General features: G+C 59.9%; 17 protein-coding genes and 1 pseudogene. 5 read left to right on the plus strand and 13 right to left on the minus strand.

All coding sequences use genetic code 11. From position 1 onward, the window contains the following. Nucleotides 1-16: 16 nt before the first annotated feature. Nucleotides 17-1,477 (minus strand): MFS transporter, encoded by a 1,461-nt coding sequence (locus ACFSOZ_RS10040; protein ID WP_379096734.1) that lies wholly within the window; start codon nt 1,475-1,477, stop codon nt 17-19. Between the two features lie 132 nt (nt 1,478-1,609). Between ACFSOZ_RS10040 and ACFSOZ_RS10045 the strand changes: the two genes are divergently transcribed. Next, nucleotides 1,610-2,500, plus strand: a complete 891-nt coding sequence (locus ACFSOZ_RS10045) for a LysR family transcriptional regulator (RefSeq protein ID WP_379096737.1) — start codon at nt 1,610-1,612, stop codon at nt 2,498-2,500. 17 nt (nt 2,501-2,517) lie between these two features. Here the strand turns inward: ACFSOZ_RS10045 and ACFSOZ_RS10050 are convergent, their stop codons facing one another. Next, the gene (locus tag ACFSOZ_RS10050; protein WP_379098134.1) at nt 2,518-3,921 is read right to left on the minus strand and encodes an aminotransferase-like domain-containing protein; all 1,404 of its coding nucleotides are present in this window, start codon (nt 3,919-3,921) and stop codon (nt 2,518-2,520) included. Between the two features lie 107 nt (nt 3,922-4,028). Here ACFSOZ_RS10050 and ACFSOZ_RS10055 point away from each other — a divergent pair, with 107 nt between their 5' ends. Further along, nucleotides 4,029-4,892, plus strand: a complete 864-nt coding sequence (locus ACFSOZ_RS10055; protein WP_379096740.1) for a DMT family transporter — start codon at nt 4,029-4,031, stop codon at nt 4,890-4,892. A gap of 113 nt (nt 4,893-5,005) precedes the next feature. On the opposite strand, the gene ACFSOZ_RS10060 is transcribed toward ACFSOZ_RS10055, so the two are convergent. The 3 genes from ACFSOZ_RS10060 to ACFSOZ_RS10070 form a co-directional block, all read right to left on the minus strand. Next, nucleotides 5,006-6,046, minus strand: coding sequence for a zinc-dependent alcohol dehydrogenase family protein (locus ACFSOZ_RS10060; RefSeq protein ID WP_379096743.1), 1,041 nt, complete (start codon nt 6,044-6,046; stop codon nt 5,006-5,008). A 133-nt stretch (nt 6,047-6,179) separates the two neighbouring features. Beyond that, entirely contained in the window at nt 6,180-6,830 is a 651-nt protein-coding gene (gene maiA, locus ACFSOZ_RS10065) for a maleylacetoacetate isomerase (RefSeq protein WP_379096746.1), read from the minus strand. Between the two features lie 4 nt (nt 6,831-6,834). Next, nucleotides 6,835-7,530, minus strand: a complete 696-nt coding sequence (locus ACFSOZ_RS10070) for a fumarylacetoacetate hydrolase family protein (protein ID WP_379096749.1) — start codon at nt 7,528-7,530, stop codon at nt 6,835-6,837. Between the two features lie 266 nt (nt 7,531-7,796). On the opposite strand from ACFSOZ_RS10070, the gene ACFSOZ_RS10075 reads away from it, so the two are divergent. After that, a complete protein-coding gene (locus tag ACFSOZ_RS10075) occupies nt 7,797-8,480 on the plus strand; it encodes a response regulator (protein ID WP_379096752.1) in 684 nt (227 codons plus the stop codon). Nucleotides 8,481-8,543: 63 nt separating this feature from the next. On the opposite strand, the gene ACFSOZ_RS10080 is transcribed toward ACFSOZ_RS10075, so the two are convergent. The 4 genes from ACFSOZ_RS10080 to ACFSOZ_RS10095 all read right to left on the minus strand — a co-directional run bounded on the left by ACFSOZ_RS10080 (nt 8,544) and on the right by ACFSOZ_RS10095 (nt 10,890). Continuing rightward, the gene (locus tag ACFSOZ_RS10080; protein ID WP_379096755.1) at nt 8,544-9,038 is read right to left on the minus strand and encodes a hypothetical protein; all 495 of its coding nucleotides are present in this window, start codon (nt 9,036-9,038) and stop codon (nt 8,544-8,546) included. Between the two features lie 4 nt (nt 9,039-9,042). Then, the gene (locus ACFSOZ_RS10085; protein WP_379096758.1) at nt 9,043-9,768 is read right to left on the minus strand and encodes a hypothetical protein; all 726 of its coding nucleotides are present in this window, start codon (nt 9,766-9,768) and stop codon (nt 9,043-9,045) included. A gap of 181 nt (nt 9,769-9,949) precedes the next feature. Further along, nucleotides 9,950-10,381: a hypothetical protein gene (locus ACFSOZ_RS10090; protein ID WP_379096761.1), complete on the minus strand. Its 432-nt coding sequence runs from the start codon at nt 10,379-10,381 to the stop codon at nt 9,950-9,952. 26 nt (nt 10,382-10,407) lie between these two features. After that, complete coding sequence (locus ACFSOZ_RS10095; RefSeq protein ID WP_379096764.1) at nt 10,408-10,890, minus strand: hypothetical protein; 483 nt, start codon at nt 10,888-10,890, stop codon at nt 10,408-10,410. An 844-nt stretch (nt 10,891-11,734) separates the two neighbouring features. On the opposite strand from ACFSOZ_RS10095, the pseudogene ACFSOZ_RS10100 reads away from it, so the two are divergent. Then, nucleotides 11,735-11,947, plus strand: a pseudogene (locus ACFSOZ_RS10100) (response regulator transcription factor); the annotation flags it as partial. Between the two features lie 120 nt (nt 11,948-12,067). Here ACFSOZ_RS10100 and ACFSOZ_RS10105 read toward each other — a convergent pair. The 4 genes from ACFSOZ_RS10105 to ACFSOZ_RS10120 all read right to left on the minus strand — a co-directional run bounded on the left by ACFSOZ_RS10105 (nt 12,068) and on the right by ACFSOZ_RS10120 (nt 15,782). Beyond that, nucleotides 12,068-12,355: a hypothetical protein gene (locus ACFSOZ_RS10105; protein WP_379096767.1), complete on the minus strand. Its 288-nt coding sequence runs from the start codon at nt 12,353-12,355 to the stop codon at nt 12,068-12,070. A gap of 463 nt (nt 12,356-12,818) precedes the next feature. After that, on the minus strand, nt 12,819-13,232 hold the full coding sequence (locus ACFSOZ_RS10110; protein WP_379096770.1) for a hypothetical protein: 414 nt from the start codon (nt 13,230-13,232) through the stop codon (nt 12,819-12,821). A 23-nt stretch (nt 13,233-13,255) separates the two neighbouring features. Continuing rightward, entirely contained in the window at nt 13,256-14,596 is a 1,341-nt protein-coding gene (locus tag ACFSOZ_RS10115) for a hybrid sensor histidine kinase/response regulator (RefSeq protein ID WP_379096773.1), read from the minus strand. A 1-nt stretch (nt 14,597) separates the two neighbouring features. Beyond that, nucleotides 14,598-15,782 carry an FIST N-terminal domain-containing protein gene (locus ACFSOZ_RS10120; RefSeq protein ID WP_379096776.1) on the minus strand — a complete coding sequence of 395 codons (1,185 nt, stop codon included), beginning with the start codon at nt 15,780-15,782 and terminating at the stop codon, nt 14,598-14,600. Between the two features lie 264 nt (nt 15,783-16,046). On the opposite strand from ACFSOZ_RS10120, the gene ACFSOZ_RS10125 reads away from it, so the two are divergent. Next, on the plus strand, nt 16,047-16,547 hold the full coding sequence (locus ACFSOZ_RS10125; RefSeq protein WP_379096779.1) for a (2Fe-2S)-binding protein: 501 nt from the start codon (nt 16,047-16,049) through the stop codon (nt 16,545-16,547). Nucleotides 16,548-16,583: the final 36 nt, after the last annotated feature.

A 16,583-nucleotide genomic window follows, 5' to 3' on the forward strand; every position in this document is an offset into this window, starting at 1 on the left:
CCAAATTGGTCGCAGGTCACGAAACTTTAGGCTGCGCGCGGCCAGCGGCGTTGGCCGAGAGCAGCGCAAGGAACAGCGCGACCAGCGCCAGCGCCGTTGCCGCCTGAAAGGTGACCTGCATTCCCCGGGCGGCGGCCTCTGAAATCAGAATGGCCCCGCCTATGCCTTGCTGTTCCCAAGCCGATGCGACGGCGAAGACGGCACCCATCAATGATGCGCCGGTGATGAGGCCGAGATTGCGCGAAAGGTTGAGCAGGCCGGAGACGACGCCACGCTCGCTGGCGCCGACGCCGGTCATGACGGCTGCATTGTTGGACGTCTGGAACAGCGCATAGCCGATGCATGTAATGGTGATCGGAATGATGTAGCTGGCAATGCCGAGTTTCGTCATGGCGAGCGACAGCAGGAACGCGCCAGCGGCAAGGGCGAGCAGACCGGCGACCATCACTCCGTGGGCTCCGAAGCGATCGGTCAGCCGTCCGGCCAGCAGCGCCGACAGTGTCGAGACAAGCGGGCCGGTCGAAAGCACGACGCCGACCATTGCGGCATCGAGCCCGAGCCCGCGCGACAGGTAGAACGGGGCAACCACCAGGGTCGCCATCATCACGGTGGCGACGATGAGGCTCATGGCCAGGCTGGCGCTCAGTTGGAGGTCGCGGAAGCTGGCAAGCTGGATCAAGGGGTTCTCCACTGTCGCCTGCGCAGCGGCGAACAGAACGGCGCCAATGCCGGCAGCTATCAGCAGGCCGATGTTGAGCGTGCCGAAATTGCCTCTGCCAAGCGTCATGGCCAGCGCATAGGCGGCCAGCGTCAGGGCCAGCAGGGCGGTGCCCACGGCGTCGAACTTGCCTCGATCAGTCTGAGTCGCCTTGCTGCTGGCTGGCAGGGCACGCCAGGCGAGAGCGAAGGTCAGCACGCCCAGCGGGGCGCTGACAAGGAAAATCGCCCGCCAGCCGAAGCCCGCGATCAAGAACCCGCCCAGCGACGGTCCAAGTGTCGTGCCGATCGCGGACATCGCGCCGAGCAGGCCCATGGCGCTGCCGGTTTTGGCCTTGCTCACCGTTTCGGCCACAAAAGCCAGCGTCAGCGCCATCATCAGCGCTGCGCCAAGCCCTTGCACGGCCCGAGCCGCGATCAGCAACCAGAGTGTCGGCGCCAGGCCGCAGAGCACCGATGCCAGCGTGAACAACGCGATGCCGCCAAGCAGCAACGGCCGGCGCCCGAACATGTCGGCCAGCCGTCCGGCGCTGACGATCAGCGTGGTGATGGCGAGCAGATAGGCGAGAACAACCCATTGCACGGACTGGAACGAAGCGCCGAAATTCTGCATCAGCGACGGCAGGCCGACGCTGGCAATGCTGGTTCCAAGCGACGACAGCAGCGTGGCAAGCGACAGGCTTGCCAGCGCCCGGCGGGCGGATTGGATCTGTGGCGGCGCCGATACGCGCTCGTCCCGATTTTTCTCAGCGATTGCCAAGGCGATCTCCTTTCCATCGGCTCCAGAAACCGGAGCTGTCGGAGATCTAGTCTCTCAGGTGATATGGCGGAAGGCGCAGCATTTGCATCTTATTCATGCGCCAAACGCCATATCCCATGCTATGGTCCGCCGATGGCATCGCCCGATCTCAATTTGCTCGTCGCGCTCGATATTCTGCTGTCCGAAGGCAGCGTGGCGCGCGCCGCCAATCGTCTTGGTCTCAGCCCCTCGGCGATGAGCCGGACGCTGGCGCGGCTGCGCGAGGCGACAGGCGATCCGCTGATGGTTCGCGCCGGTCGCGGCCTGGTTCCGACACCGCGTGCGCAGGAGTTGCAGCAGCAGGCTGGTCGCGTCGTTCAGGATGCGGAAGCACTGCTGCGCCCTGTCAAGCTCCTCAACCTTTCGGGCCTCGCCAGGACTTTCACGCTGCGCACCAATGAAAGCTTCGTCGAGGAGTTCGCGCCGCGCCTTGTCGCCCGCATCGAAGCGGAGGCGCCTTGCGTGCGGCTGCGTTTCGCGCCGAAGTTCGACAAGGATGTCACGTTGCTGCGCGAGGCTGCGATTGACCTGGAAATCGGCGTCGCCGGTGAAACCGGACCCGAGATGCGCATTCAGGCTCTGTTTCGCGACCGCTTCATCGGTGCCGTTCGAGCTGGCCATCCCTTGAGCGAGGGCGTCGTGACGCCCGAGCGCTACGCGGCCGGCCGCCACATCAGTGTTTCGCGGCGTGGCCGTGAGAAAGGACCGATCGACGAGGCCCTGGAGCGGCTTGGACTCCAGCGGACCGTCGCGTGCATGGTGTCTGGTTTTTCCGCCACGCTTGCCATGGCGCGCGCCTCCGACCTGATCGCCAGCGTGCCCGAGCGGCACACTGAAGGCGCACGCGCCGGCATGCACAGTTTTTCCCTACCGGTTGCCACGGTGGAGGTCACCATTTCCATGCTGTGGCATCCGCGCCTCGATGCCGATCCGGCACAGCGCTGGTTGCGCGACTGCGTGCGGGAGGTCTGTGCGGTCCGCTGACCGACAACCGTGCGCAATCAACGCGCCATTGCCGTTTCAAGCACCTTGAAAATCCGTTCGTCCGCGCACTGGGCAACGTTGAAGCGCAGGAAGCGGCTGGCTGTCCGGGAGAGGCTGAACGCATTGCCGGGCGCCAGCACGATGTTGTCGGCCAGAGCGCGGCGGGCGATTTCGTCGGCATCGACCCCATCCGGCAGGCTGCACCACAGGAACAAGCCGGCCGGCTGATCGATCCAGGGCGTGATGCCGATCGCCTTCAGGCGGGCACTGGTGTCGCCCATGGCGCGCGAGAGCCGCGCCCGCAGCAAATCCATGTGCTTGCGGTAGCTGCCGTCCTTCAGCAGCGTCAGCACCAGTTCGGCCGCAAGCCGGCCGCCGCCGAAGGTCGTGGCGATCTTGAGATCGGTCAGGCGCTCGATCCAGTCGCGGGGTGCCGCGATGTAGCCGCAGCGAACCGCCGCCGACAGCGTCTTGGAGAAACTGCCGATCTGGACGACCCGGCTGAGGCCATCGAACGCCGCCAGCCTCGGGGCGGGCGCATGTTCGAAATCGGCAAAGATATCGTCCTCGACGATGGTCAGGTCGGATTGATCGGCGAGCTTGAGCAACCGGTGGGCGGTGACTGGCGACAGGATCGCGCCGGTTGGATTGTGGATGGCGGAATTGGTGATGTAGAGGCGCGGTCGGTGCTCGGCCAACGCCTGCGCGAACAGTTCGATATCCGGTCCCGACGGCGTGTAGGGAACGCTGACGACCTTGGCCCGGTGGGCGCGCAGCAAGGCGTGGAAATTGAAATAGCAGGGATCGTCGACCAGCACCGTATCGCCGGGCTCGATCAGGAAGCGGCACAGCAGGTCGATGGCCTGCGTGCCCGATTCCGTCAGCATGATCTGCTCGGGCGAGGCTTCGATGCCGTGCTCCGCCATGCGCCGGGCAAGCAGTTGCCGCAGCGGCGGCAGCCCGAGCGGCGTGCCGTAGTCGGCAAGCGCGACATCGTCGGCACGCGCCACGGTGCGCAATGCCCGGCGCAACCCTGCCTGGTGCATCCAGGAGGCCGGCAGCCAACCGCAGCCAGGTTTCAGGACGTCATCGCCTGTCTCCAGCGACTGGCGCGAGATCCATAGCGGATCGACGGCGCGGTCGAGCCGGGGGCCAATCTCGGCCAGAGACAGCGGCGCCAGTGACCCGGCGGCATAAAAGCCCGAGCCCGGCCGGGACCGGATGGCGCCTTCAGCGGCGAGGCGCTCATAGGCTTCGACCACGGTGGATTTGGAGACCTGCATGGATTTGGCGAAGGCGCGGATCGACGGCAGCCGTGCTCCCGGCGTCAGGCTGCGCGCGGCAATCCGCTGGCGGATGGTCGCCATCACGCTCTCGATCAGGGTGAGTGTGTCTTCGGTTTCCAGCGCGAGTTCCGTCATCCGTACTGCCTTGTTGGCCATTACAGTTTCGTAAAATTGTACTCCATTGTCTCTGGCGACACCATAGGTGCCGGCCCGATAGAGGGCGAAACAAATGGAGCCCTGGAATGGACAAGACCGCGAGCGGCTGGATGAACGGATTCGTCGGTGTGTTGATCTTCAGCGGCTCGCTGCCGGCGACGCGTGTGGCGGTGATGGATTTCGATCCGATCTTCCTGACGACGGCGCGCGCGGCGATTGCCGGACTGCTTGGCGTGGCAATGCTGCTGGTGTTCCGGCAGAAACGTCCGGAGCGCGGGGATCTGCTGTCGTTGTTGATCGTCGCACTTGGCGTGGTGGTCGGCTTTCCCTTGCTGACCGCGCTGGCGCTCAAGCACGTCACCACGGCCCATTCCATCATCTTCGTCGGCCTGCTGCCGCTGGCGACCGCGATCTTCGGCGTGCTGCGCGGCGGCGACCGTCCGCGCGCGGCGTTCTGGCTGTTTTCGTGTGTGGGCAGCGCGCTCGTCGCGGGCTTTGCCCTGATGCAAGGCGTGACCGCCTCGCCGGTCGGCGATGGTCTGATGCTGGCCGCCATCGTCGCCTGCGGCCTGGGCTATGCCGAGGGGGCGGCGTTGTCGCGCAAGCTCGGCGGCTGGCAAGTGATTTGCTGGGCGCTGACGCTGTCGCTGCCGATCATGCTGGCGCTGACCTTTGCGACGCAGCCGCCATCTTTTGCCAGCGTTGGCTCCAATGCCTGGATCGGTCTTGCCTATGTCTCGCTGTTCAGCATGCTGATCGGTTTCGTGTTCTGGTATCGCGGCCTGGCGCAAGGCGGCATCGCGGCCGTCGGGCAGTTGCAACTGCTCCAGCCCTTCTTCGGCCTCGCGCTGGCGGCGACGCTGCTGCATGAACAGGTCAGTTCGCTGATGGTCGTCGTCACGCTCGGCGTGGTGCTGTGCGTGTTCGGCGCCAAGAAATTCGCGAGATAGCGCCGGGGAGGCGGCTCCCGCCGCTGTGTCTCTTCGTTTTGACGCTATTCCCTATGGGAAAGCGCTACGCGCTTTTCCCGGGAAAACCGCTTCACACTTTTCCTGGAATTGCTTTAGAACTTCGTCACCACGCCGATGCCGATGCCTTCGAAGCCGCCCATCGCCATCAAGGCGGCCGGCGCTTCGTCGAGGCTAATCTTCTTGCCGACCAGCAGTTCGGGCTTGAGCTTGCCATTGCGGATCATCTCCATCATCGCCTGGTAGCGATAGGCCTGCATGCCGTGGCTGCCGAGGATTTCGAGCTCGAAGGCGATCACCTTGTCCATCGGCACCTGCGGGCGGGCGTGCTCGCCCAGCATCAGGCCGACCTGCACATGGCGGCCGCGCCGGCGCAGATTGGCGATCGAATTGAACGACGTGGTGGGGTGGCCGAGCGCGTCCATCGACATATGCGCGCCGCCATTGGTGATCTGCTTGACCGCCTTGACGACATTCGGCGTTTTCGAAGCATTGATGGTGGCGACGGCGCCGATCTTCTTGGCGAACTCGAGCTTCTCGTCGGTGAGGTCGATGGCGATGACATTGGCGCCCATGGCGCTGGCGATCATGATCGCCGACAGGCCGACGCCGCCGCAGCCATGCACCGCCACCCATTCGCCTGGCGTCACCCGGCCCTGGTCGACAATGGCGCGAAACGAGGTGACGAAGCGGCAGCCGAGGCTGGCGGCGGTGGCGAATTCCATCTCGTCGGGCAAGCGCACGAGATTGGTGTCGGCGTGTTCGATGGCGACATATTCGGCAAACGAACCCCAGCCGGTGAAGCCGGGCTGCGTCTGATGCTCGCAGACCTGGTGATTGCCCGATGAGCATTCGAAGCAGCGGCCGCAGCCGACGGCGAACGGCACGGTGACGCGTTCGCCGGCCTTCCAGCGGGTGACCTGCTTGCCGGCGGCCACCACGACACCGGCCAGCTCATGGCCTGGCACATGCGGCAGGCGGATGCTGTCATCATGGCCCATCCAGCCGTGCCAGTCGCTGCGGCACAGCCCGGTCGCCTCGACCTTGATGACGACGCCATCGGCAGCCGGCTTCGGATCGGGAACGATCTGGATCGTCGGCGCTTCGCCGAATTTCTCGAAGACGACGGCTTTCATTGGCAACTCCCAACCTTCACACGGCCCGCAGGAAACGATAGCCGATTCCTTGTCGGGTCAAGCGGAAATCGATTCCGCCAGACATGGCGGCCGGTCGCGCCGGTGCTGATGTTACTTGTCGGCGAATGAAATCTCACTCGGCATCGATCTGGTTCTGGGGCGCCGCCTTCTGGAAGGCCGAAAGGGCCATGCAGGCGGCGTTGATGCGCGCGATCGTCGGGTAGGGGGTCATGTCGACGCCGAAGCGGGCATTGTTGGTGACTTGCGCGGCCAGGCAGATGTCGGCCAGGCACGGCGCCTCACCATGGCAGAATGTGCCGGTCTCAGCCGACGAAGCCAGGATTTTTTCGAGCGGCTGAAAGCCTTCGTTGACCCAGTGGCGGAACCAGTTGACGACATCCTGGTCGCCGGCGCCGAACAGGGTGCGCAGCGAGGTCAGCACGCGAAGATTGTTTACCGGATGGATGTCGCAGGCGATCATCTGCGCCAGCATCCGGACCCGCGCCCGGCCAAGCGCGTCCTTGGGCAGCAGCGCCGGTTCGGGGTGGGTCTCGTCGAGGAATTCGATGATCGCCAGCGATTGCGTCAGCAGCGTGCCGTCGTCGAGGATCAGCGCCGGCACCAGACCCTGTGGATTGACCGCGAGATAGGCGGGCTCGAGATGCTCGCCATGGCGCAGGTGGTGCGGGACGTAGTCATAGCTCAGCCCCTTCATCTCCAGCGCGATCCGCACCCGATAAGAGGTGGAGGAGCGATAGTAGTTGTGCAGGACGATGTCGCTCATGCGCTCACTTCGGCTGGCCGATGGTAACTTCGATCGTGCCGATGCCGTCGACGCCGCCGGTCATCGTGTCGCCGGCTCGAACCGCGCCGACACCGGCCGGCGTGCCGGTGAAGATCAGGTCGCCGGGCTCGAGTTCCACCGCCTCGCTGCAGATGGACACGATATCGGCGATCGGCCAGATCAGCTCGGCGAGGTCGGCATCCTGCCTGACCTTGCCGTTGACGGCGAGCCAGATGCGGCCCTTTTGCGGGTGGCCGGATTTTGCCGCGGGGATCAGCGGGCCGCAAGGGGCGGAGCAGTCGAATGCCTTCGACCAGTCCCAGGGCCGCGCCATCTTCTTGGCTTCATCCTGCAGATCGCGGCGGGTGAGGTCGATGCCGACGCCGTAGCCCCAGATATGATCCTGCGCCCGTTCGCGCGCAATGCGGAAGCCCGGCCTGCCGATCGCGGCAACCAGCTCGATCTCGTGGTGCAGATTGCCGGTCAAGGGCGGATAGGGGATTGTGGCGCCGGAATCGACCACAGCGTCGGCCGGCTTGGTGAAGAAGAAGGGCGGATCGCGCTCGTCATTGCCGAGCTCGCGGATGTGGGCGGCGTAGTTGCGGCCGACGCAGAAGATGCGGCGCACCGCAAAACGTTCGGGCGACCCTGCAACGGCCACCGATGATGTTGCGGGCGAGGGAAGGACGAATTCTGTCATGTGGGTCTCTGCTTGGTTGCCGGAACATTCGACCGATTTGGGCGCCCGGGCAATCGAGAAAGCGCCGGCGGTGCTTTCCGACGGAGGTGGCGATATACTATTTGGCAATAATCTGGCCATGGTGGCGAGGTTATTCTAAAGCGCGTCGCGTTTGAACGGATTTGAGGCGCCGCGCGTTAGGTCTTTGTCTCATGCATGCCGTTCACCCAAACCGGGGCCACTTTTGGGCGACATGCATCAACCGCCCCTGAACCGAAATGAACCCCATGACCGCAGTCCACGATCGCGCCCGGTTCCTTATCATCGACGACCACCCGCTGTTTCGCGAGGCGCTGCACAGCGCGGTGCAGATGGCCTATCCGGAAGTCGACACGGTGGAGGCGCGCTCGATCACCGAGGCGCTCGACCTTCTGGCTGGCGCCAAGCCGTTCGATCTCGCGCTCCTCGACCTCAGCATGCCCGACGTGCACGGCTTTGAAGGCTTGCTGCAGCTCCGGACGCGCTATCCGCGCCTGCCGGTGGTCATCGTCTCCGGCCATGAGGAGCCGAAAATCATTTCCGAGGCGCTGTCCTATGGTGCCGCCGGCTTCATTCCGAAATCGGCGCGCAAGAGCGACCTCGCCGCCGCCATACGCTCGGTGATGGAAGGCGCGATCTATGTGCCGGAAACCTATGAAGGCCGCACGCCGGACGCCGACAGCATCGACCGCGCCGACATGGTGCAGCGCCTATCGACGCTGACGCCGCAACAGCTGCGCGTGCTGCAGATGCTGCGCCAGGGCCTGCTCAACAAGCAGATCGCCTACGAACTGCAGGTCGGCGAAACCACGGTCAAGGCGCACGTGTCGGAAATCCTGCGCAAGCTCAATGTTTATAGCAGGACGCAAGCGGTGATCGAGGTGTCGAAGCTGGACAATGCGGAATTGTTTCGCGATCAGGCAGGGTTTTGAGCTCGCCCGCAGCGATGGTCAGGTGAGCATGGCAAAAGCGCACTGTTTGCCGAGCTACAACAATCACACGACAAATTCCGGGTATTCATCTCGAAACTCTCTTACACATTCAATCGCCTTGCCGTAGCCGATAATTATGTCATTTTGATCCCTAATCGTCGTAAACAAAAAATCAGACGTGAAGCATATATGGTCAACTCCTCCTAGATAACCATGAGATGCTGCTAGTCCAGCCGAGCTTGAAAGCTTAAATATCGTATCTGGGTCCGAAGGTTCGCCGCGTATTTCAGTTAATACATACAAGGGGCCTCCGATTAGCTTTTTATACACCGCATAGAAAGCGGTAAAAAATGGCGCGCCTTGGGTTCTATACGCAAAGCAGGGAATTCCTTCCACATCTCGAGCCGAAATCGGCTTAAGTGAGAATAGCTTTCCAAATCGATTTTTTAAATCCAAGTACATGCTATCAAAATTGGCACCCTGGATAATTTCGAAATTTACGTCAAACCGTTCTAGACTCTCAGTAAAATAATTATCCGTCTCATTTTTGAATCGCATGTTATTACATCTCCGCGAGCGGGGCAGCAGGGACGACAATGTTAGCAAGGCGATGCATGCGATCTGCGTAAGAAGCCTGGTGTATGAACATCAAGGGTGCCATGCCGCCGGAATTCATCAGCCATGAGAAATCGCGTCTACGCCCATCTGGGTCGAATAGGGCCGCAACCTCGTTGGCTTCTTCCAGCAGGAGGGTGAACACGCTTGAGTAGGATTTGATCGAACCGGACAGAGGATCACTGCTCGCCCAGTGAAAGACCCTCCCGTCCGGATTCATGCCAATTAACTCTCTATTCTTTCTGAGGGAGCCAATAAAAATCACATCGTCCGGTGCATTGCTCGGTCGTCTCCTTATATTCGGTACCAGTATGGAGAAGGGTTGTTGACCAGCCTCCACTAAATTTGTACGTGACCAGCTACCTCTCAGTCCATATACGTTTATAAAATTTGCAAACAAACTTATCCCGTTGTGAAGCGTGAGAAAACAACAGAAATTATCAGGAATTCGACTTGAAACTTCAAACTCCAGCTGCCTAATTCCGATAGCACCAAGTGGAGCATAAAGCTGATGCAAATATGATTCAGGCGCTCGATCAGGCGTATGGCCGATCCACTCAGTTCCGTCTGGATACGTTTTATGGCCAAGATTTTTCCATTTATCGATCAGCGCTCGGATTTCTCTGTATGCACGGGCATCTTCTTCGCTTGACCGTTCTTCCTGCGTACTCATTTCCCTCAGTAGGCTCCATTTGCCCAGTTCGACGGGTTCGTAGGGTCAGCCTTATCAACCGCATCTATCGAATTGCGGTGACAGTGCATTATTTTCTTGAATTGCGAATTACGAGGCCGGGCAAGCATGGCAAGAAGTGCACTGTCACGTAGTTCCGTACCGTAATTCAGCCCTCGGCTATTCACGGCACCACGTCGGAGCGCATCAGCGTTACCATCCTTATCCGATCTGCGTGGGCTTGATATGACACATGTATTGAATGATGCGCCTCGTCAAATCGGTCCCAAGGGCCATACTCGCCCAAAAAGGGATCCCTCCGTGCTTCGCCGCTTTTCGAGGGCGAACCAAGGATATTCAGCACATCGTTGCGACTAAATGAAAAGGCTATACCAAGGAAAACTCGCCCCAACTTCTCGGACTCTATAAATATGGTGTCTATTTTTTCATCTCTGTCGCAGGTGATAGAAAATTTATTGCGCACAGAAACGTAATCAATGCGAATCTCGGGAAGGTCATCATCAACAGTTCTTTTGAATTCCCAGGAATTAAACGGTGGCGACGTCAAAAGCGATGCCGCAGGCTTTCCCAGATAGCCAAGAATATTATTAGTCATTCCGGTACTATACACTCAATTGGGAGTCAGCGGGACTGCTTCAAAAGGCTATGAATCCGCCGAAAATTTTCAACGCAAGGGCCGTCCTGCTGTAAAATATTAAGTTCATCTTCGTCTACCTCCACTATTTCGATACAATTCAAATAGGGTGAGCCAAGTCCAACAAAATAACCGGTCGCTTGCGCCGCCATGACGTCCGCCTCTAATTTCAGGAGGGCTTCACTGTTGTCGGGTTCCAAAAAAGAGCCGTGCTCTGTATCCGATTGCTTCGAAATCCATTCGGTCTCCAACCAATTTCCACCAATGGGCGCCAGCCCCAGGGCGCGAAAAAGGCGCGATCGGGAGTCACCAAGAGACCAAATTCTGACGGCTCCGCCAGACGAAATCAATGCAACTCCCGTTTCTAGGCCGTCGTAAAAGTCAAACGGTATGATCATCCTAAAATGGGGATTGCGATTTGATCCGCGATGTCGTGCGAACTCGCGCAAGAAATCATTTGAAGAGGTCATTCCACACCTGTGCCAATTCCTTGGTGACAGCGCCAGGAAACATCGCTGTATAGTGGCCTGCGTCTTTTGCCGTCTTTTTTAAGCCAATCCCAGCGGCGCAAAGAGATGACGCAGGCGCACTACGACCGTTCTTCCTGCGTACTCATTTCACTTTAGTACGCTCCATTTGCCCAGTTCGACGGGTTCGTAGGTCAGCCTTATCAATCGCATCTATCGCGGCGATGGTTCACGATATCCATTGTCTTGTCGAGCTCGGGAATATTGAGAAAGGAATCTTCCTGCTTCCCATTGAATTACCGTATAGTCTCCCACATACAAGATGACGGTTATCTTTCCAAAATGCCCAAAAGACAACTTGCTTTATCTGCTATAATGTTATCATTTGATTGTCGAAGCATGGAAAGTTTCTCTTTCGATTCGGGTGTATTGATTATGTACAGCGATATACAGCATTTTACTCCAAGATTTGCAAAATTGTTATACGACAGATATTCATATTTGGAAATCGCCGCCTGATATATAGCGCTAGTTACTCCGTTGTCTTTCATGTTCCCAAGTATAGTTACGATATCTTCGTGGCTATGGTGCCAGTCGTCGGGTAGAATTTTAGATAATACGGCGGAACAGTTTTTGTCGAAGCCAAAGTTGAATCCAAGTAATAATATTAGCTCAACGTTATCGCCGTTTATGCCAGTTCTAGCTGTTGGCAAACGTAATTCTTGTCAGCCTGAACGTCCGCAGGGTAATCCTTTACGAATTCGTCTTTGCTTATCTTATCTAAGGATAGACTTAATATTAACTCTTCTTCTCGATTATTCATCTCATTTCACCACTGAGAATGACGATGACGCCGCAACAGCTGCGCGTGCTGCAGATGCTGCGCCAGGGCCTGCTCAACAAGCAGATCGCCTACGAACTGCAGGTCGGCGAAACCACGGTCAAGGCGCACGTGTCGGAAATCCTGCGCAAGCTCAATGTCTACAGCCGCACGCAAGCGGTGATCGAGGTGTCGAAGCTGGACAATGCGGAATTGTTTCGGGATCAGACGGGGTTTTGAGGTTTTTTTGCCCGCCCCCTTGCGGGGAGGGTCGCTCCGCGAAGCGGAGCGGGGTGAGGGTCGGCCGGATGAGCCCGGTAAAAAGTGCACTGTCACCGAAGTGCACATTCGACAGATCAGTCAGGCCTGGGGTATGAAAATTTCGGACGGCAGCTTTACAAACATCTCTCTACCGACAACATCTTTAATATAGTTATCATCTAGCGCAAGATCTCCGCTCTCGTAACTGCCATTTATCACCTTTACTCCGTCGATCCCAACTGTAACCAAGGCGGTCGAGAAAGCATTAAGTATAACGCCTGCCTTATCTCTAAACAATTTTGCTCCTTTTATCGGAACAAGTGAGTAGAACTCGTCATAAGATATTTCTCCATCTTCCGTCTGAAGCCAATCTACGTTGGACGACACTTTCCACCACCCATTATTTTTTTTCAATTGCTATAGTATTAGATCCGGCCAGCATCAAATCGCCCACGAATCTTGCAATGAGATTCTCTGGAACGTACTTATCTCCGATATGCATCCTTGGATTGCTGGCTATATGCCCTAGCGCGCCCGTTATTATTTTCACGTCAGATTCTGAATACGATTTGACCACGGGAGGGCTCCACCTATGGATTTCCTGCATATGTAATTACGGTGACAGTGCACTATTTTCGTTCCGCCGCCTGCCTGGTTTCCCCGGTTTCATGGCTTTTCCGAATTGCCCGGCAATGCGGTCCAGAAAGGCTTCGCTGCCCACCGGCCGACCGATGCTCTCGGCCTTGGGCGTCGACAGACACGACGTGAATATTATTGATCATTCCCTCCATGCCTTTATGGCGAGCAGCCACCACACCATGTCGCAGCTCCCCGGAGCGGCTCGGCCCGACTAGGCCGGCTTTTCCCAGCGACTTGAAGGCTGCAATCTTCCATCTACAAAGAAGGATCGCACGGCGTCGTCCACGGTCTTTCTATCGACCACCTCGCGGGGCGAGAAGTCACCTTCCTGACCGCCAATTTTCAAAACGATGTTTTTTTCTGTTTCAATTCTTTCCGAGGTTAAGTTCCACAGATTCTCATCTGGTGTCGAAGCAAAGACAATGTACTGATCGCTTCCGCCGCCAATCGTTAGAGATGAGCCGTTGCGGCCGGAAAGAGATATGATCGTTCTGTCGTTTGCATTGAGCAACCCAATCAGGTCGGAAATTGCTTCGATGGAAGGGAGATGAAACTCTTCGTCATTCGACAAATTGCCATGCCAGTTATCTGCCACCGCACGGACTATGAAGTTCTGACGGCTCATTCCTGCTCCATCGAGGCCGGTCCCTAAGCCAGCAAATGCGCCAACAGGGCGCGCAGTTGCGCCGGCTTCAGCGGCTTGCGCATCAGTTCGATGCCGCCCGCGCGCGCCGCCTTGGCGACGGCCTCGGAACTGTCGGCGGTGACGATCAGCGCCGGCACGGCGCGGCCGAGGTAGTCGCGGACCTCGGCGATGGTGGCGGTGCCGAGATCGCCGCCGTCGAGATGCTGGTCGGCGATGACGATGTCGGGCACCCAGTCGGTGTCGCCCAGCATGTCCAACGCATCGTCGGTCGAGGTCGCGGCCCGCACCAGGCATTGCCAGCGTTCGAGCAGGAAGGTCATGGCCTCCAGCACCTCGGCATCGTTCTCGACCAGCAGCACCTTGGTGCCGAACAGGCCGTAGCCGCGCGGCCGTTCCATGTCGGCGCTGTTGGCGATGGCGTCGGCCGGGGCGCCGATGCCGACCGGAACATCGATGTGGAAGATCGTGCCGCGCCCGACCTTCGATGAAAATGTCACGGGATGGCCGAGGGCGCTGGCCATGCGGCGCACGATGGCGAGCCCGAGCCCAAGACCGCCGCCGTCCAGCTCGGCATTGGCCGACGAGGTGCCGCGATGGAATTCCTCGAACACTGCCTCGCGCTGGTCGTCGGGAATGCCGCAACCGGTGTCGGCGACATCGATGCGGATGGTGTCGCCGCGATGCCTGGTGCCGACCAGCACGCCGCCGGAGCGGGTATAGCCGAGCGCATTGGAGAGAATGTTCTGCAGGATGCGGCGCAACAGCGTGCGGTCGGAGCGCACCACGGCATTGACCGGCCGAAACTTCAGCGACAGTCCCTTCAGTTCCGCCACCGGCTGGAAATCCGAGCGCAGCGACGAGAACAGCGCCTCCAGGCTGACGTCGCCGATGTCGGGCTGCACCACGCCGGCATCGAGCTTGGAGATGTCGAGCAGGGTGTGCAGCAGGTCTTCCATCGTCTCCAGCGAGCGCTCGACCTGCCGCACCAGCTTCCGGCCTTCGTCGCTGGTCTGCACTTCGGCCAGCGCCGAAACCGAGAGGTGGGCCGCGTTCAGCGGCTGCAGCACGTCGTGGCTGGCGGCGGCGAGGAAGCGGGTCTTGGACAGGTTCGCCAGTTCGGCGTTTTCCTTGGCGGCGCTGAGGTCGATGTTGGATTGTTCCAGCCGGCGCAAGGTCGAGTGCAGTTCCTCGGTGCGCGTGCGCACCCGATTTTCCAGCGAAATCGCGGTCTGGAACAGCGAGAAGGCATTACCTTGCTGGTCCATCGACCGCTCGACGCGGCTGACCAGTGCGGCGTTGATCTTCTTCAGCTTTTCGAGATCGTTTATGTCCCTGAGCGGCATCTTATTCGGCCGCCTGTCGCTCGCCGAAGGCGATGCCGGTAAAAGTCTGGTTCAAATGCATCGACCGGTACTGTTCGCCATAGGTGCCGAAGCCGATGACATTGTTGACCCGGTAGAGCTCCGAGATGTCGCGAAAGACCTGGCGGTTGCGCGCGTCCAGCCGGCGCAGCACGCAGTCGAAGCCGAGGATCATGTCGATGCCGCCGAGCCGCTCCTCGACGTCCCGGAGGGCGGCGCGCGTCGATTCGACCATGTCCTTGGGCTGGGCTATCGACAGCACGACGCCGTCGTCTATGGCGCAGAAGAACGACAGCGAGCCGTCGGGGTGCATCTTCTGGATCGACCGGCAGTAATATTCGCCTCCCACCTTCACCACCACCGGATGCGAGGCAAAACTCAGCGGCGTCAGCGTCTGCGGGACGATGCCGACGGAAGCGGCATATTCCTCCGCCGCATTGGTGGCGTTGAACTCGCGCACGATGCGGTGATCGGGATCGGACGCCGTGACCACCAGCTTTTCATCGGTGGGAACGAAATTGTCGGTCTTGAAGACATGGAAGGGAATTTCGGTGGCGACCAGCACGATGATGGCGCTGTCGGAAGTGACCTTGCCGTTCCAGATCAGGCGCGTCGTCTCGAATTTCAAATCATCGCCGGCCGAGCCGCCGAGCAGCGGTATGTCGTCGAGGCCCCAGTGGATAGCCGAACTCACCGCTTCCTCGGCATAGGAAAGCCCGTCGATGAAGCAAAGCGCGAACGTGCCTTTGGTGCGATCATAGCCCAGGGGCCCGCGCAGCGACCGCCGCAAAGCCTCGACCTCGCTGGTGATCCTGTCCATGCCCGACGAGGACAGGTTGTCGACCATCACGCTGACCGCGGTGAACGCGGCGGACGGTAGCAGCATGGCGAGCACGTGGCCGTCCTCGAGGCCCTGCGGCGTGATTTCGCCGGCGGTCGAGCAGCCCGCGTGGTGGAGCGCCGGCGCGTGGGTCATGAGCGCCCGGGAAAGGGCGTCGGCCTCGACCAGGCTCTGGGAAAAAAACAGCAGGGCAAAGCCGGCGTCGATTGCCGCGGCTTCCAGCGCGATCGCCGTGGCGAACGCGTCCATGTCGGGCTCGTCCGTGGTGAGCGCCGACAGGCCGCATGCATAGCGCGTCCGTGAACTGGCCAGCGGCGTTCTCCGCATTTCCTCCGACGCTGTTTTATGCGCGACTGTTTTTGTGCGCGACTGGCGCGCGGGCGTCGGAAAACATTGTTGCCCTCAATCCATGGTTTGGCAATGGGGCGACAGGGCCCGCACGTTTGGGCTCGGCCATGACCGAAAGTACAATGTGCCGAGTTTTAGACGTGCTGTTTTTTGTCCGTTGTGCGGTGTACGACTAACGCGTGGCCGAAGCGCCAACACCGCGTCGGCAGCGTGATGACCAAGGTTGATACCCAGGGAGGGACTATGTCGGACGTTTCGTTGATGGTGAACGGAAAGCGGGTCAGCGGCGCTGCCGAGGACCGAACACTTCTGGTTCACTTCCTGCGGGAGAATCTCGGTCTTACCGGAACGCATGTCGGTTGCGACACCTCGCAATGCGGTGCCTGCGTCGTCCATGTCGACGGCAAGGCGGTCAAATCCTGCACGATGCTCGCGGTGCAGGCCTCGGGCTCGACCGTGGTGACGATCGAGGGCCTGGCCAATGGCGCCGATCTGCATCCGGTGCAGGCCGCCTTCAAGGAACATCACGGGCTGCAGTGCGGCTTCTGCACGCCGGGCATGATCATGACGGCGACCGACATGATCAACCGCCACCCCGAAGGCCTCGACGAGGCAACGGTGCGCGCCGAGCTCGAAGGCAATATCTGCCGCTGCACCGGCTACCACAACATCGTCAAGGCGATCCTTGCCGCATCGAAGACGATGTCCAAGGGGTCGAAGAGCAAAGCGAAACAGGCTGCGTGAGATAGACAAGGCAGTAGGGCAGTAAGGCCGCAAGGC

It is taken from the genome of Mesorhizobium newzealandense (assembly GCF_042682145.1).
Classification (GTDB): domain Bacteria; phylum Pseudomonadota; class Alphaproteobacteria; order Rhizobiales; family Rhizobiaceae; genus Mesorhizobium; species Mesorhizobium newzealandense.

Coding starts and splice junctions, on each gene's coding strand:
- ACFSOZ_RS10075 (WP_379096752.1), top strand. CDS start 7,797: ATGACCGCAGTCCACGATCGCGCCCGGTTCCTTATCATCGACGACCAC.
- ACFSOZ_RS10110 (WP_379096770.1), bottom strand. CDS start 13,232: ATGAGCCGTCAGAACTTCATAGTCCGTGCGGTGGCAGATAACTGGCAT.
- ACFSOZ_RS10080 (WP_379096755.1), bottom strand. CDS start 9,038: ATGCGATTCAAAAATGAGACGGATAATTATTTTACTGAGAGTCTAGAA.
- ACFSOZ_RS10055 (WP_379096740.1), top strand. CDS start 4,029: ATGGACAAGACCGCGAGCGGCTGGATGAACGGATTCGTCGGTGTGTTG.
- ACFSOZ_RS10050 (WP_379098134.1), bottom strand. CDS start 3,921: ATGACGGAACTCGCGCTGGAAACCGAAGACACACTCACCCTGATCGAG.
- ACFSOZ_RS10125 (WP_379096779.1), top strand. CDS start 16,047: ATGTCGGACGTTTCGTTGATGGTGAACGGAAAGCGGGTCAGCGGCGCT.
- ACFSOZ_RS10095 (WP_379096764.1), bottom strand. CDS start 10,890: ATGACCTCTTCAAATGATTTCTTGCGCGAGTTCGCACGACATCGCGGA.
- ACFSOZ_RS10045 (WP_379096737.1), top strand. CDS start 1,610: ATGGCATCGCCCGATCTCAATTTGCTCGTCGCGCTCGATATTCTGCTG.
- ACFSOZ_RS10060 (WP_379096743.1), bottom strand. CDS start 6,046: ATGAAAGCCGTCGTCTTCGAGAAATTCGGCGAAGCGCCGACGATCCAG.
- ACFSOZ_RS10090 (WP_379096761.1), bottom strand. CDS start 10,381: ATGACTAATAATATTCTTGGCTATCTGGGAAAGCCTGCGGCATCGCTT.
- maiA (WP_379096746.1), bottom strand. CDS start 6,830: ATGAGCGACATCGTCCTGCACAACTACTATCGCTCCTCCACCTCTTAT.
- ACFSOZ_RS10085 (WP_379096758.1), bottom strand. CDS start 9,768: ATGAGTACGCAGGAAGAACGGTCAAGCGAAGAAGATGCCCGTGCATAC.
- ACFSOZ_RS10120 (WP_379096776.1), bottom strand. CDS start 15,782: ATGCGGAGAACGCCGCTGGCCAGTTCACGGACGCGCTATGCATGCGGC.
- ACFSOZ_RS10115 (WP_379096773.1), bottom strand. CDS start 14,596: ATGCCGCTCAGGGACATAAACGATCTCGAAAAGCTGAAGAAGATCAAC.
- ACFSOZ_RS10070 (WP_379096749.1), bottom strand. CDS start 7,530: ATGACAGAATTCGTCCTTCCCTCGCCCGCAACATCATCGGTGGCCGTT.